Raw genomic sequence first — 15,614 nt, 5'->3', positions numbered from 1 at the left:
GACAGCTGGGTGGTTATGGGTTGCGCGCGTCGCGCCGCCACTGGGCGGGCGTGACGCCCATGTAACTCTTGAAAGCGCGCTGAAAGGCAGCTTCCGACTGATAGCCCACGGCCTCGGCCACCGCGCCGGTCGAAAGATCGGATGCGCGCAGCATATTGGCGGCAAGCGTCATGCGGATGTCCGTCAATAGATCGGCGGCGGAGCGGCCGAGCCGCTCCTGAAAATGGCGGATGAAGGTGGCGCGCGACATGTTGCAGCGGCTGGCCAGTTCCGGCAGCGTCCAGGGATAGGCCGGTTCATTGAACAGCGCGGTCAGCGCCGGCGTGAGGCGCGGATTGCCCGCCAGTGCCAGCAAACCTTCGGGCGCACTGCCAGCTTCACCCGCAAGCCGCATCGTGACGGCGAAGAGCGCCGCAGTGAGGGCATTGAGCATGGCCTTGCCGCCCAGATTTTCGTTTGCGGACTCAGCCCGCATCAGTGCCACCAGCCCTGCCACCCGCTGGCCGGTATCACTGCCGCTCGCAGCGGCGCTTTCAGGCGCGCGCACGATGAGGCTCAGCGGAAAATAGGTGCGGACCAGACGCTCATGCATGTCGGAGAGGATGAAGCGGCCGCACAGCATATCGAACCGCGCGCCGGGCCCATCATTTTCCTTGATGGTGACACTTAGTGTCTGTCGTGCCCGCACGAGCGCAGGCTCGGCCTTACTGCCGTCACGCAGAATATGCTGCGAACCATGCGGCAGAAGGAGAATGTCACCCGCCACCAGCCGCTGGGGTGGCCCGCCGCCCGGCACTTCGACGATGGCCGACCCCTCCACCACCGCATGAAAAGGAATTTCTCCGGGTCTGGTTGAAGGATGCTCAATGCGCCACGGGGTGCCAAGCATGCAGCGATAATCGAGCGCGCCGCTGACGGGCACCATGGAGAGCAGTTGGCTGAGCCAGTCGGTCGAGGTCATGCATGAGCCCATCGTTGAGACGATTGAGCATGTTAAAGAGATCCCTCGGCATTATCAATATCAGCGCTCAGGGATAGTTTGCCACTCATGGACCGGGCGGTGGTCGCCCGACGGAAAACCAAAGGAGTGTACGATGTCCCGCATTCAAGTCCCCGCCGTTGAAGCCGCAACCGGCGCGACCGCTGATCTCTTCGCCCGCATCAAGAAGTCCCTGGGCAAGGTCCCCAATGCTTATGCCGCCATCGGTGCGCTGCAACCGGCAGCCCTCAATGTAATGCTCGAGGTCGATGCGGTGCTGACCGCGAGCTCCCTCAGCAAGAAGGATATCGAGACCATCAAGCTGGTCATCAGCACCACCGTCGATTGCGATTACTGCGTGGCCGCGCACAGCCTGGTCGGCAAGATGGCGGGCCTGTCGCCCGAGACGCTGCGCCAACTGCGCCAGGGCGAACTGACGGGTGACGCGCAGCGCGATGCTCTGGCTTCCTTCGTACGGTATCTGGCATTAACCAGCGGCACGATCCCGAGCGAGCAGTATGCTGCCATCAAGGCCGCCGGCTACACCGACCAGCAACTGGTCGAGATCAGCCTGGCCATCTCGGCGATCATCTTCACCAACGTCTTCAACCGCATCAACGACACGGACGTTGATTTCCCCGCGGTTGACTAAACAAAGCGCACGGCATGGCGACGTTGCCTTGGCAACGTCGCCGCCGGCTGCCAGCCGGTGCCGTTCAGGATTGCGGATTTACGGGCCCGCCGCCCAACGCCCGCACCAGGGCAATGCTGGCGCGCATTTGTTGGGTCTCAACCGCGAGCAACGCGCGCTGGGCTTGCAGCGCATCGGTTTGGGCAGTCACGACCTCCAGATAATCCGACGCCCCATCCCGATAGCGCTTGAACGCCAACTGGCTGGTCCGCTCCGCCGCTTCCGCCGCGCTGCGCTGATCGACGGCCTGCGTGGCGAGATGACGGTTGGCGGCGATCGCATCCTCCACCTGCCGGAAGGCGGTGAGCACCGTTTCCCGATAGTTCGCCGCAAGCTCCTCATAATCAGCGCGAGATAGCTTCACCTGCGCGCTGCGGCGGCCGCCATCGAACAACGGCAGCACGGCCGAGAGTGGGCCAAGACCCCAGAAGCTGTTGGGCGTTTGCAGCAATTTTCCGTGGGTCGTCTCCCACCCGCCGCTGAGGCCAAGGGTCACGGTGGGGAAAAAGGCGGCCCGCGCCACGCCGATGCGCGCATTGGCGGCGAACATGCGCCGCTCGGCCGCCGCCACATCCGGGCGGCGTTGCAGCAACTCGGATGGCAGGCCCGTCGGCAACGCAGGCGCCTTGAGTGGTTGGACGCGGGCCGGAATGGAGAAATCGGATGCGACCGCCCCCACCAGCGCGGCAATTTCATGCTCGGTTGCGGCCCGTTCGTTGGCCACCGCAGAGATCTGGGCGCGGGCGTTGCCGAGCACGGTTTTCGCGCGGTTGACATCGATGGCCGTGGCGATGCCGCCATCATACCGCTTCGAGGTCAGCGTATAGGCCTTCGCGTAAGCCTCGACCGTCTGGCGCAGCAGCGCGGCCTCCGCATCAAGACCACGCAGGCGCGCATAGGCGTCCGCTACCGCCGCCTGCAGGCTGAGCTGCGCCGAGGCAAGATCAGCCGCGCTTGCAGCGGCATCGGCGCGGGATGCCTTCACGCTGTCGCGGATACGACCCCAGAGATCCAGCTCGTAATCCAGCACGCCGCCGACGGTGTAGTCGCTGTAGGTTTGCGGCGTGCCGTTGGCGAGCGGCCGGTTGCCCGACACGCGCTCGCGGCTCGCCTGCCCCACGGCGTCGACCTCCGGCAGAAGATCGGAAGCGTCGATCCGGGCGATGGCGCGCGCCTGGTCATAGCGGGCGAGCGCCGCCGCCAGCGTGGGGCTCGCCTTGGCTGCACGATTTTCCAGATCATCGAGCACCGGGTCGCCAAACGCCTCCCACCATGCCCCGCGCGGGGCATCATCCATCGGGTTGGCAGCGGCCCAGCCGTCCACTTCCTTGAAGGTCGCGGGCACTTGTGTTTCCGGCGGCCGATACTCCGGCGCCATGGAGCAGCCCGCGAGCAGCGCCAGCGCGAGCGCGGCGCAGCCGTTAACCCGCATGCGTCTTGCCCTTTTCAGCGGACGCCACGGTGGCCGTTTGCACCTTCACATGGTCGCCGGTGCGGATGGCATCGGGCGGCGTGTTGATCACCCGGTCCGTCGGCGCAACACCATTGGAGACGATGACGCTGTTGCCTTCGTCGCGCGCAATGGTGATGGGCTTCACGGTGACCTGGCCTTTATCGTCAACCACGGCAACGGTGGGGCCATCGTTCCCGTAGAGGATAGCGTTGCCCGGCAGGCTGAGACCGTTGCTGTGCCCGCCTTCGAGATCGAATCGCACCTGGGCATAGGCGCCGGGCTTCAGCTCGTTGCCCTTATTGTCCGCCTGCAATTCAACCAGCACCGATCCGGACTGCGGATCGACAGCCCCCGCGCTACGGACCAGCTTTGCCGGAAACGTGCGGCCGGGATATTCCGGCACGGTGAGCGTGGCCGAGGTGCCCGGCTTCACCTGCGCCGAATAACCCTGCGGCACGCGCACGTAAACGCGCATCCGATGCGTGTCGGATACGGTGAAGAGCGGCTGGGCGGCGGCATTGCCGGCCACCACCAGCGCGCCGATCTGCGCCGACCGGCTGGTAACCACGCCGTCGAACGGGGCTTTCAATTCCGTGAAGCCGTGCAGTGCCTGAAGCCGCCGCACATTGGCGAGCGCGGCATTGGCGAGCGCGGTCTTGGCGGCTAGATCGCCGGACTTTTCATCCGCCTCCTGCCGCGACACCGCATCTTCGGCCAGCAGCGCGCTCCAGCGCTTGGCGGTGACTTCGGCGAGCTTCTGGTTCGCCAGCGCGGTCTGATAGTCCGCCTCTGCCTGAGCCAGTTCCTGTTCGACTTCCGGCGCGTCTAAAACGGCAAGCGTTTGCCCGGCGCGCACGTGGTCGCCGATGTCGGCGAGCCAGCGCTGCACATAGCCGTTGGTGCGCGCATAGATGGCCGCGCTGTTGTAGGCAGCCACATTGCCCGGCAGCACCAGTTCACCTGCGCCCGTCTCCGGGGTTGGGGTGACGACGGCAACGACGGGGACCGCAGCGCTTGCCGCGACCTCGCGCAGTTCCTCGGTTGCGTGGATCCGCGATGCCGTTCCGATGGCGACGACGGCGAGCGCGATGATCGCCGCGCCGATGCCGAAACGCTTCAGCGCGCGGGAGCTGGGACCTGCGCTGGATGGATTTTGGATGGGCATAATCTCAGACATGGCTGGGCTGCAATTCCATGGTCGTCTCCTTCGCGTGACGGCGATGCCGGTGGACGAAGCTGAAGACTGTGGGCACGAAGAAGAGAGTCGCGATCGTCGCGCAAATAAGGCCGCCGATCACCGCACGGCCGAGCGGGGCATTCTGTTCGCCGCCCTCGCCAAGACCAAGCGCCATCGGCGCCATGCCGATAATCATGGCGAGCGCGGTCATCAGCACCGGGCGGAAGCGGACCAGACCCGCCTGCAGGGCGGCCTGGGTGGCATCTCCCAGCACCTCCAGCTGTTCGCGCGCGAAGCTGACGACGAGGATCGAGTTGGCGGTGGCGACGCCCATGCACATGATCGCGCCGGTGAGCGCCGGCACCGACAGGGTGGTGCCGGTGGTGAACAGCATCCAGATGATGCCTGCCAGCGCCGCAGGCAACGCAGTGATGATGACGAAGGGGTCAACCCAGCTCTGGAAATTGACGACGATCAGCAGATAGATGAGCAGGATTGCGCCGGCGAGGCCGAAGCCAAGGCCGGAGAAGGCGGTGTTCATCGTCTCGTATTGGCCGCGCAGGGTGACAGTCGTGCCCTTGGGCACTTCCTTCTCCAGAGAGGCGAGCACGCCCTGAATGTCGCTCGCAACCGCGCCGAGATCGCGCCCCTGGGTCGTCGCAAAAACGTCGAGCACCGGCTTGATGTTATAGTGAGTGACCACCGGCACGGTGTTGGACCGGTGGATCGAGGCAAGGCCGCCGAGCGGCTGGGTGGCGTCCGCCCCAGCGCCGGAAACCGGCACGTTGGACAGATCGCTGATCGTGCCCACCCGGTATTCCGGGGTCTGGGCGACGACCGGGTAGGACACCCCGCTCTTCGGATCGACAAAGAAAACAGGGGACGTCTGCGACGTACCGGCAAGTGAGCTTGCCAGGCTGGTGGTAACGTCGCGCTCGGTCAGACCGTATTGTCCGGCGCGCGACCGGTCGACGTCCACATTCAGCTGCGGCGCGCGACCGGGCTGATGGATACGGGCATCGGCGACGCCCGGAATGGTTACAATCCTTGCCAGCACCTTCTGCGCGTAGGCGCGGTTCGCCTCAACGTCCTTGCCGCTGATCTGAATGTCGATCGGGGCGGGCGCACCGAAGTTCAGGATCTGGCTGGTGATATCAGCGGGCAGGAACGAGAAGGTCGTCCCCGGAAAGCGCCGGGGCAGTTCGCGGCGCAGCTCGGCGACCACCTCCTCGGTCGGGCGGTGGCCCTCTTTTAAAGCGATCAGAACGTCGCCGTCCTGCGGGCCGATGGTGCCGCTGTTGTTGTAGACGGTGTTGATGGAGCTGACCGGCAGGCCGATGTTGTCTGTCACCGCGCCCAGCTCGCTCGCCGGAATGATCTCGCGGATGGCGCGGCCGATGCGGTCAAAGCGTGCCGCCGTTTCCTCGATGCGCGACCCGACCGGCACCCGAACGTGCATGGCGATCTGGCCGGAATCAACGCTGGGGAAGAAGTTGCTGCCCAGCAGCGGCAGCAGCCCGAACGACAGGACGACGACCGCGAGGAAGCCGATGAGGAACGGCTTGCGCGCCTGAAGTGTCCGATAGAGCAGCCCCACATAGCCGGTGCGGATGCGCTCGAAGCGGTGCTCGAACCCGCGCTGGAAACGGACCAGCGGGTTATGCGACCCCGGCGCGCCCGCCAGATGCCGGTTCTCGCCCTCGGGCTTGTGCGGCTTGAGGAGATACATCGCCATGGTCGGCACCAGGGTGCGCGACAGGATGAAGGAGGCGATCATCGCGAACACCACCGACAGCGCCATCGGCACGAACAGGAAACCGGCAACGCCCGGCAGGAAGAACATCGGCACGAACACAATGCAGATGCACAGCAGCGAAACGAAGGCGGGCGTGACGATCTGCGCCGCGCCGTCCATGATCGCCTGCATCACGCCCTTGCCCTGTTCCAGGTGCCAGTTGATGTTCTCGATCGTCACCGTCGCGTCGTCGACGAGAATGCCGACCGCCAGCGCAAGGCCACCCAACGTCATGACGTTCATGGTCTGGCCAAAGGCCGCGAGCGCCGCAATGGCCGCGAGAATGGCCAGCGGGATCGACAGCGCGATGATGACGGTCGACCGCCATGAGCCCAGGAACAAGAGAATCATGAGCGAGGTGAGCGCGGCGGCGATCGCGCCTTCATGAACGACGCCCGCCACGGCCGCCTTCACGAACAGCGACTGGTCGCCGATCGGCAACACCTTGAGCGACTCAGGCAGGGTTTCGGCGATGCGCGGCAGCGCTTCCTTGACGCCATTGACGATGGCGAGGGTGGAGGTTGCGCCGTTCTTGAGCACGGTGAGCAGCACCGAGCGCTGCCCTTCCACGTGCACCACGTTCTGCTGCGGGCCGCTGCCGTCGCGCACGTGGGCAACGTCCCGCATATAGATGGTGGCTCCGTTGACCACCTTCACCGGCAGGTCGTTCAACGCCTCGATGGAATCCGGCGCGTTGTTGAGGCGCACGCTGTACTGCGTCGGGCCGATCTTGACGAAACCTGCCGGGTTGATCTGGTTCTGCGCGGCGATGGCATTGCCGATATCCTGCGCGGACAATCCCTTGGAGTGCAGGGCCAGCGGATCGAGGTCGATCTGCACCTGTCGCTCCCGGCCACCCGACGGGTAGGGCATGGCAAGGCCGGGGATGGTTACCAGCTGGGGCCGGACCTGATTTTGACCGAGATCGAACAGCTGCTTTTCCGACAAGCCCTCGCCCGACAGGGCAAGCTGGAGAATTGGCACGGTCGACGCGCTGTAGTTGAGGATCAGCGGCGGCGTAATGCCCGGCGGCATCTGCTTCAGGATGGTCTGCGAAACGGACGCCACCTGCGCCGTGGCCGTGCGGATGTCCGCGCCCGGCTGGAAGAAGATCTTGACGACGCCGATGCCCTGAAGGGACTGGCTCTCGATATGCTCGATGTCGTTAACCGTCGTCGTCAGCACGCGCTCATAGGGCGTGATGATGCGGTCGGACATGTCCTGCGGCGGCAGGCCCGTATACTTCCAGGCCACCGCGACCACGGGGATCTTGATATCAGGGAAGATGTCGACCGGCGTCCGCAGGGCAGCGAGGATGCCGACAATCGCGATAAGAATCGCCATCACGATGAAGGTGAGCGGCCGATGCAACGCAACCTTAACGATGCCGATCATCCTGTTTCCCCCTGGCGATACGCACGAAACCAGCGCGCCATGCTGCGTCGCGCCTGCCGATTTCTTTTTTATACCCTTTTATCGCCCGCCAGACACAGGTTGGCCGACCTTGCTAGCAGACAATGACTGATGGTTTCTGCCGCCTTGGTCTTTCTGCGTCTAATATATAATATGGCTCAATCGATACGTTGCAGGACTTGATCTATGGACCTGAGACACCTTCGCTATTTCCTCTGCGTTGCCGAGGAGATGCACTTCGGGCGTGCCGCCAACCGATTGGGCATTTCGCAGCCACCCTTGAGCCAGCAGATCCGCGCCCTGGAGGAAGAACTGGGCGTGCGGCTGTTCGACCGCACCAGCCGCCGGGTTTGCCTGACGGAGGCCGGGCAATTGTTCGAGCCACAGGCGCGACTGACATTGCAACAGGCCGAACGTGCGGTGCAAACCGCTCGGCTCGCGCAGCGCGGTGAAATCGGTCATCTCGGCCTTGGCTTTCCGTCATCCGGGCCGTTCGTACCCAGCATCGCCAGCGCGCTTTACCGGTTCCGGCAGTCTCATCCCAATGTCGAGCTGACATTGCAGGAGTTGGGGCGGGACGCGCAGATCGAGCAGGTGAAGGACCGGCACCTCGATATCGGGCTCGTCCGCGGCTTCGAGAGGCCGGTTCTGCCCGATGGCATGGTCTCGCACTGCCTTCTGGAAGAGGATATGGTGCTCACCATCCGCGCGGATCATCCACTGGCGCAGCGCAAGGCGGATCCCTGCATCGCCGACCTGGCGGGGCACCCACTGGTGCTCTATGGCCCGGTCAACGGCGCGGGCTTCAATGAGCATTTCATCGGCCTGTGCGAGCAGGCGGGCTTCGCGCCCAATGTGGCTTACCAGGCCAGCAGCCTTTCCACCCTGCTCGGTCTCGTGGCAGCCGGATTCGGCGCGACGGTTCTTGCCCGGTCGCTGGCGCGACTACACGTGGACAACCTCGTGTTCCGCCCCTTTGCGGCGCCGGTGACAAGCCGCCTCTGGCTGATCCACAACCAGGAGCTCTCGCCAACGGCTCAGAAGTTCAAGGCGACGGTGCTCGACGAAAACCGAAAGCAGACGCAAGCCGCAGGCTGAAAGGGCGGAGAGCCCAGGAGTCGGAGAACCGGGGCCGCAAGCGAGAACGGCCCCGCAGCAGAACTGCGAGGCCGCCCGGCGTTACTTCGACAAGTCGGTAAACAAGGTGATGTAGAATTTGATGGCGGGTTGGAAGTTTGCAATCGGAACCCGCTCGTTCAACCCATGGCTGAAGCTTTCGGAGTTCTTGATGAACAGCGGGCTGACGGAATAGCTGGGCACGTTCTTGTGGCGGAACCACATGCTGTCGCTGGCTCCGGCGGACATGCTGGGGATCACCGGCACGCCCGGATAAGCGGTGTGCAATGCCTTCTCGATGGCCTGGATGAAATCCTGACGCATGGGCGACGGGCCCGTCGCCACCGAGCCCACCGTCACATCCTTGAAGCTGACCGCGGGATCCGCTGCCACCTGCTTGAGTTCGGCCATGATCGCCTCCGGGCTGTGGCCGGGGAAGATGCGGCAGTTCACATTGGCGGTGGCGCGCTGCGGCAGGGCGTTCAGCGCATGGCCGCCATTAATCATGGTGGCAACGCAGGTCGTCCCGATCCGCCCGACGAAGGCCGGATCGGCCCGCAGGGTGGCAATCGCCTTCTCGTCCTGCGGGTTGGCGGCGAACGCGCGCATGGCCTCGGCGATTTCAGGCCGCTCATACTTGGCCGCCGCCTGGAAATAGGCGCGGGTCAGGTCATTCAGTTCCGGTTTGAAATGGTAGTTACCAATGCGGACCAGCGCCGCTGCCAGCTGCTGGATCGCGTTGTCGGGACGTGGTTCCGATGAGTGGCCGCCTGGATTGGTGACGGTCAATTCATAGTCGGCGTAGGTCTTCTCGGCCCCGGTCCAGCTGAAATACTCCGGCTTGCCGGTTTGCTCGTTAAGCGTGCCGCCACCGCCATCGATGTTGAGCACCAGTTCGGCGTTGGAAAGCTTCTCGGCAATGATCTCGCTGGTTTTCATCGTCGTTTCCTCGTCACCCGAGAATTCGATGATGATGTCACGCCGGGGCTTGTAGCCCTGCCGTTTCATTTCGATGAGCGAGGAAATCGCCAGCGCGCCGTCCGTCTTCATATCCGTCGCGCCACGGCCGAACAGGTAGCCGTTCTCGACCACCGGCGTGAACGGGTCGCGCTCCCAGTCGGCCGGATTGGCTTCCACCACGTCCATATGGCCGGAGATGACGAGCGGCTTCAGCGAGGAATCGCTGCCCGGCCACCGGGCGATGAAATAAACGGTGTCATCGACCGGCGTGATGGTGATTTCTTTCGGATCGAACCCGCCATTGATGAGCGCCTGCTTGTAAAGCTCGGCCACCTGCGCCGTCTGGTTGCCTTCCCCGCGCACCGATCGCATAGCGATCGATTTCTTGGCGAGATCCAGCGCCTGCGCTTCCGCCTGCGGATGACCAGCCGGTGCGGCCTGCGCCCCGGCCGCCACGGCCAGCAGCGCAATGCCTGCAAACAGTCCCGATCGCATCATGCTCCGTTGCTTCATGAACGCCCCCCCTGTGCTTGCCAATAAAGCTGGAAAAAAGCCGATGGCCGATTTCGGGATAAATTCCGCCCTTTGTCAATCACGCTTGCGGGATGCGCCAGGATGTGCATCCATTCGCGGAGAGGAAATGCCACCGGCCACGGCAGGAAGGCGGAATTGTTTTTGCTTGATGCAAGCAACCCGCCGCCCCGCCATACGGCCTGACTGGCTTGGTTCCATGCCTTCCCGAGCGGTCATGCGGGAAGGGCGTCGTGGCGGCAACGCCAGATCTGGCCCGATGCGTCGCTTGTATTGCGCGGCACGCGGCCGGCTGCATTCCAGACGGTTGCCGCCCTGCGCCGGCGCGCGCTCCGCCAGGGCCCGGAAGGGACGACACATGACCATGGGCACCGCCCCCAACACATCCGCTTCACCGCAAACCGAGGCGCCGCGCAAGCTAGGCCGGTGGATGGCCACGTGCCTTGTGCTCGGCAACATGATCGGCTCAGGCGTTTTCCTGCTGCCTGCCTCGCTCGCCCCGCTGGGGTGGAATTCGGTGTTCGGCTGGTTGTTCACCATCGCGGGCGCGGTGTTTCTGGCCGCCGTGTTCTGCAGGTTGTCCCGCGCCATGTCGGCCGAGGGCGGCCCCTACGCCTATACCCGCGCCGCGTTCGGGCCGCTGGCTGCCTTTCTCGTGGCCTGGAGTTACTGGATGTCACTATGGATCGGCAACGCCGCCATCGCCGTTGCCGCCACCAGCTATCTAACGACGCTCATACCCCCGCTGGGGGACGTGCCGGGGCTGGCGGCCGTTTCTACCTGCCTGCTGATCTGGCTGCTCACGCTGGTCAACGCCCGCGGCGCGCGGCTGGTGGGCGGCGTGCAGGTGATAACCAGCCTTCTCAAGCTCGTGCCGCTGGCGGTCGTGGTGGGGCTGGCAGCGCTCGCGCTCGCCTCCGGCACCGCTGCACCGCTGCCGCTGGAGATCTCCAGCCTGTCCGCACCGCAGATTACTGCCGCAGCCACCTTAACCCTGTGGGCATTCCTCGGGCTGGAATCGGCCACCATCCCGGCAGGCAAGATCAAAGACCCAGCGCGCACCATTCCCTTTGCCACCATGGCCGGTACGGTGCTGACCGGCCTTGTATACCTGTTCACCTGCTCAGCCATCGTCCTGCTCATGCCAGGTGAGGAGATTGCCGGCTCCAACGCGCCGTTCGCCGCCTTCGTCACCCGCTACTGGGGCGCAGGGCCTGCCGTGCTGGTGGCGGTGTTCGCCGCAATCAGCTGCATCGGCGCGCTGAATGGCTGGATCCTCGTGCAGGCGGAAATGCCCTATGCCATGGCGAAAAGCGGCGCGTTTCCCAAGTGGTTCGCCGTTCAGTCCAGCCGGGGCGTGCCAGTGCGGGCGCTGGTGGCGACCAGCCTCTTGATGACCGTGGGCGTACTCCTGAACTATTCACGCTCGCTGGCGGACGTGTTCCAGTTCCTGCTGCTGCTGGCAACCGCCACCACCCTGTTCATGTACCTGGCGTGCGCGCTGGCCGCCCTGCGCCTGTCGGCCAAGAGACAGCTGCCGCGCAAGCCGCTGATGGAAGCCGTGGGCATGCTGGCGGCGCTCTATGCCCTGTGGACTATCTACGGCGCCGGCAAGGAGACTGTCGCCTGGGGCGTGGCGCTGCTGCTGGCGGGCCTGCCCTGCTATGCGCTGATGCGCCGCCCCAAACGCCCGCTGCTGCAGCGCGACCCGGCCTGACCGCGTACCCTTCAGGCGCGGTTCAACAGGGCATCCAGACTCCGCAAGGCAATGGCGGCGGCATCATCCGCCGTGAAATCCTTCGGCCCCAGGCACAGCTCCAGCCACAGGCCATCCACCATCGCCGTGATACCAATTGCGGCCAGGCGGACCTCATTGCGGCCCATTTTCCCCTGCCAGGCATCATCGAGCAGGACTTCGATCTCATGGCGATAATTCGCATAGACCTCGTCATGGATGGCAGCAATCGTGGGGTTGCTTTTGACCAGCGACCAGAAGGCCAGCCAGGTGGACAACAGACCGGGATCAAGAACAGGCTCGCGGAAACTTCCCACCACATAGGCATGAAGGCGGGCGCGGCTATCCGGCCCGGCCTCCTCCATCGCCGCATTAAGCGCTGCCGCCACTCGCTCGCCCACGCTGCGATAGGCTTCAACAATCAGCGCCTCGATGCCGCTGAAATAATGGGTCAGCAAACCGGCCGACACACCGGCCCGGGCGCAGATCGCCCGGACGGATGCACCCTGCACGCCCTTTTCGGCAAGGCACTGGCAAGCTGCATCGATCAGCGCCTGCCGGCGCACATCCGGGCTCTCCCGTACAAAACAGGCCCGCTGGGTCTTTACCGTCTTGCCAGGCTTTTTCATGACGTTGGAGTACCCTCGCCCGTTCAGCAACCGCCACGCTGCGGTTTCTGCCCCTTTTAACGTGCGTTTCCGGCCAATCCAACGGGATATGAATATTCTCCTGCCCAATTCCCGCTTGTAGCGACTGTTGACTTGTTGTACACATGTACAACACAAAGGAGACGGACATGGATGTGGAATCCGATCCGAACGGGGACTGGAGCCTGCCCGCGTGGACCTATTCCGATCCGGAGTTTTTCGAGCTGGAGATGCGGCGCGTCATCCGCCCGTCTTGGCAGGTGGTGTGCCATGTCAGCGACCTGCCACAGGCTGGTGACTATCACACGCTGGACTATGCGGGAGAAAGCATCATCGTCATTCGGGGAGATGATGACCAACTCCGCGCCTTCACCAATGTCTGCCGTCACCGCGGCGCGCGGCTGATGGATGGACCATCGGGCTGCGCCCGCAAGCTGGTCTGCCCCTACCATGCCTGGACCTACGGCCTTGACGGGCAGCTCGTCGGCGTGCCGATGAAATCGGACTATCCCAACCTCGACCCGCGCAAACACGGGCTGGCCGTCGTGGAGCATGAGGTTTTTGAAGGGTTCATCTTCGTCCGGCTGGAGAATGACGGCGGCCCATCCGTCGCCGAGATGATGGCCCCCTACTGGGATGAGGTTCAGCCTTACCGCTTTGGCAGTCTCCAGGCGATGGGCCGCGTCACGTTGCGTCCGCGTGCCGTCAACTGGAAAAACGTGGGCGATAACTATTCCGATGCCCTGCACATTCCCGTGGCACATCCGGGCCTGAAGCGGCTGATGGGCAACGGCTACGGCGTCGAGGCACGCGACCACGTGGACAAGATGTGGGGACCGATCATCGACCGGTTGTCCAACGCGCCATCAGAGCGGGCTTACCAAAAATACCTGCCCCATGTGCCGCATCTGCCGCCCGAGCGGCAACGAACGTGGCTTTACCTCAAACTCTGGCCGAACATTGCATTCGACATCTATCCCGACCAGGTGGACTTCATGCAATGGCTGCCCGTCTCACCGACGGAAACCCTGATCCGTGAAATCGCCTACGCAGTGCCGGACGACCGGCGCGAAATGCGTGCCGCCCGCTACCTCAACTGGCGCATAAACCGGCAGGTCAATGCGGAGGATACCGGGCTCATCACCAGGGTACAGCAGGGCATGGCCTCCGAGAGCTTTACCGTTGGGCCGCTGGGAAAGAGTGAGGTTGCCCTTCGCAGCTTCTGCCGGAAAATCCGGACGCTCATTCCCGAGGCACGCCAATGGCACAAGCCCGCGCCGGGCTGGAGCCGACGGCAAGGCAGCACAACCTGATGTTCAGTTTATCAGCGGGCGGGGCGTGACATGACGAAATACTATGATGCGGTGGTCATCGGGGGCGGCCACAATGGGCTGGTCTGCGCCTTTTACCTGGCCCGCGCCGGATTGAAGGTGAGAGTGCTGGAACGCCGCCCGGTCGTCGGCGGCGCAGCGGTGACCGAGGAGTTCCACCCCGGCTTTCGCAATTCGGCAGCCAGCTACACCGTGAGCCTGCTGAACCCGAAGGTTATCGCCGACATGCGACTGGCGGACCATGGCTACCGTGTCATCGAGCGTCCCATTTCCAATTTCCTGCCTCAGCTGGACGGCGGCTATCTGAAACTGGGCGGTGGGCTGGAGCGCACGCAGGCCGAGTTTCGCAAATTCTCCGCACGTGATGCTGAAAGCCTGCCTGCCTATTACGAGGCGCTCGACACTGTGGCAGACGTGCTGCGCGACCTTGCCTTGCAAACCCCACCCAACGTGGGCGAGGGGCCGCGCACGCTGTTCGATGCCGTGCGGCAGGGCCGCAAGCTGGCCGGGCTGTCGCTGGAACAGCAGCGCGACGTGCTGGACCTCTTCGTCAAGTCTGCCCGCAGTTTCCTCGACGGCTGGTTCGAAAGCGAGGCGGTGAAAGCGGCCTTCGGCTTCGATGCGGTGGTGGGCAACTACGCCAGCCCGGACACGCCCGGTTCGGCCTATGTGCTGCTGCATCACGTGTTCGGCGAGGTCAATGGCAAGAAGGGCGCCTGGGGCCATGCGGTGGGCGGCATGGGGGCCATCACCCAGGCGATGGCCGCCGCGTGCTGGGCAGCAGGGGTCGAGACCAGTCTCGAGTCCCCTGTCGAGCGCGTGCTGCTTAACGGCAGCCGCGCAGCTGGCGTGAGGCTGGAGAGCGGGGAGGAGATTACAGCCGGGATTGTCGCTGCCAACGTGGGACCGCGCCTGCTTTATGACCGGCTGGTGGAGCAGTCTGCCCTGCCCGATGATTTTCGGCGACGCATCCGCGCGTTCAAGGCAGGCTCAGGCACGTTCCGCATGAATGTGGCGCTCTCCGCCCTGCCCCGCTTCTCGGCCTTGCCGGAGGAGGGCGAGCACCACCGCTCGGGCATCATCATCGCGCCGACGCTGGACTACATGGACCGGGCATTTCTGGATGCCAAACAGTTCGGCATGTCGCGCGAGCCCATTGTCGAGATACTGATTCCCTCGACAGTCGATGACAGCCTCGCCCCGCCGGGGTGCCATGTCGCCAGCCTGTTTTGCCAGCAGTTCGCGCCGGAGCTACCCAACGGCCGCAACTGGGACGACGAACGCGAGGCCGCGGCCGACCTCATCATCGATACGGTCGACCACTGGGCGCCCGGCTTCAAGGACTCCGTGATTGCCCGGCAGATCCATTCGCCGCTCGATCTGGAGCGCAAGTTCGGCCTCGTCGGCGGCGACATCATGCACGGCAATATGACGCTCGACCAGCTATGGTCGGCACGGCCGATGCTGGGGCATGGTGCGTACCGCTCGCCCATCCGGGGCCTTTACATGTGCGGCGCCGGTACCCACCCCGGCGGCGGCGTGACCGGTGCGCCGGGGCATAATGCCGCCCGCGAAATCCTCGCGGATCGCGGCCGAATGGCAGGCCTGTTCCGCCGCTGGTAGGCGCCTCTTTTCTGTAAGCAATATCGAAGAGTCAGGGCGCAAGACCTGCTTGCGCCCTGAGCCTAGATTGAAAACGCAAACGCTTCTCTTCCCGTGCAATAGCAACGTGCATTTCAGGAAGATCACAAACGAAACGCCACGCAACTGCCGTGCGCCTTGCCCC

General features: G+C 64.3%; 10 protein-coding genes and 1 pseudogene. 5 read left to right on the top strand and 6 right to left on the bottom strand.

Annotated elements, in window-relative coordinates; all coding sequences use genetic code 11:
• Positions 1–13: 13 nt before the first annotated feature.
• Positions 14–961 (bottom strand): AraC family transcriptional regulator, encoded by a 948-nt coding sequence (locus L0C21_RS15145; RefSeq protein WP_259279269.1) that lies wholly within the window; start codon positions 959–961, stop codon positions 14–16.
• Positions 962–1,094: 133 nt separating this feature from the next.
• Between L0C21_RS15145 and L0C21_RS15140 the strand changes: the two genes are divergently transcribed.
• The gene (locus L0C21_RS15140; protein ID WP_259279268.1) at positions 1,095–1,631 is read left to right on the top strand and encodes a carboxymuconolactone decarboxylase family protein; all 537 of its coding nucleotides are present in this window, start codon (positions 1,095–1,097) and stop codon (positions 1,629–1,631) included.
• Between the two features lie 64 nt (positions 1,632–1,695).
• Here the strand turns inward: L0C21_RS15140 and L0C21_RS15135 are convergent, their stop codons facing one another.
• Genes L0C21_RS15135 through L0C21_RS15125 form a run of 3 tightly spaced genes read right to left on the bottom strand, consistent with a single transcriptional unit; the run spans position 1,696 to position 7,490 of the window.
• Entirely contained in the window at positions 1,696–3,102 is a 1,407-nt protein-coding gene (locus L0C21_RS15135) for an efflux transporter outer membrane subunit (RefSeq protein WP_259279267.1), read from the bottom strand.
• Positions 3,092–4,300, bottom strand: a complete 1,209-nt coding sequence (locus tag L0C21_RS15130) for an efflux RND transporter periplasmic adaptor subunit (RefSeq protein ID WP_259279266.1) — start codon at positions 4,298–4,300, stop codon at positions 3,092–3,094. The genes L0C21_RS15135 and L0C21_RS15130 overlap by 11 nt, the downstream gene beginning before the upstream one ends.
• On the bottom strand, positions 4,293–7,490 hold the full coding sequence (locus L0C21_RS15125; RefSeq protein ID WP_259279265.1) for an efflux RND transporter permease subunit: 3,198 nt from the start codon (positions 7,488–7,490) through the stop codon (positions 4,293–4,295). Before L0C21_RS15125 ends, L0C21_RS15130 begins: the two co-directional genes overlap by 8 nt.
• Positions 7,491–7,694: 204 nt before the next feature.
• Here L0C21_RS15125 and L0C21_RS15120 point away from each other — a divergent pair, with 204 nt between their 5' ends.
• A complete protein-coding gene (locus tag L0C21_RS15120) occupies positions 7,695–8,606 on the top strand; it encodes a LysR substrate-binding domain-containing protein (protein WP_259279264.1) in 912 nt (303 codons plus the stop codon).
• 81 nt (positions 8,607–8,687) lie between these two features.
• Here the strand turns inward: L0C21_RS15120 and L0C21_RS15115 are convergent, their stop codons facing one another.
• Positions 8,688–10,097 carry a M20/M25/M40 family metallo-hydrolase gene (locus L0C21_RS15115; RefSeq protein WP_259279263.1) on the bottom strand — a complete coding sequence of 470 codons (1,410 nt, stop codon included), beginning with the start codon at positions 10,095–10,097 and terminating at the stop codon, positions 8,688–8,690.
• 376 nt (positions 10,098–10,473) lie between these two features.
• Between L0C21_RS15115 and L0C21_RS15110 the strand changes: the two genes are divergently transcribed.
• Entirely contained in the window at positions 10,474–11,832 is a 1,359-nt protein-coding gene (locus L0C21_RS15110) for an amino acid permease (RefSeq protein ID WP_259279262.1), read from the top strand.
• A gap of 11 nt (positions 11,833–11,843) precedes the next feature.
• Here L0C21_RS15110 and L0C21_RS15105 read toward each other — a convergent pair whose 3' ends face one another.
• The gene (locus L0C21_RS15105) at positions 11,844–12,587 is read right to left on the bottom strand and encodes a TetR family transcriptional regulator C-terminal domain-containing protein (RefSeq protein ID WP_374940270.1); all 744 of its coding nucleotides are present in this window, start codon (positions 12,585–12,587) and stop codon (positions 11,844–11,846) included.
• Positions 12,588–12,646: 59 nt separating this feature from the next.
• On the opposite strand from L0C21_RS15105, the gene L0C21_RS15100 reads away from it, so the two are divergent.
• Both L0C21_RS15100 and L0C21_RS15095 read left to right on the top strand, forming a co-directional pair.
• The gene (locus L0C21_RS15100; RefSeq protein ID WP_259279261.1) at positions 12,647–13,810 is read left to right on the top strand and encodes an aromatic ring-hydroxylating oxygenase subunit alpha; all 1,164 of its coding nucleotides are present in this window, start codon (positions 12,647–12,649) and stop codon (positions 13,808–13,810) included.
• 21 nt (positions 13,811–13,831) lie between these two features.
• Positions 13,832–15,451, top strand: a pseudogene (locus L0C21_RS15095) (phytoene desaturase family protein); the annotation flags it as partial.
• Positions 15,452–15,614: the final 163 nt, after the last annotated feature.

This window comes from Pedomonas mirosovicensis, from assembly GCF_022569295.1.
In the GTDB taxonomy this organism is placed as follows: domain Bacteria; phylum Pseudomonadota; class Alphaproteobacteria; order Sphingomonadales; family Sphingomonadaceae; genus Pedomonas; species Pedomonas mirosovicensis.
The sequence above is the reverse complement of the archived record's forward strand: the minus strand, read 5'-3'. Positions and strand labels throughout refer to the sequence as shown.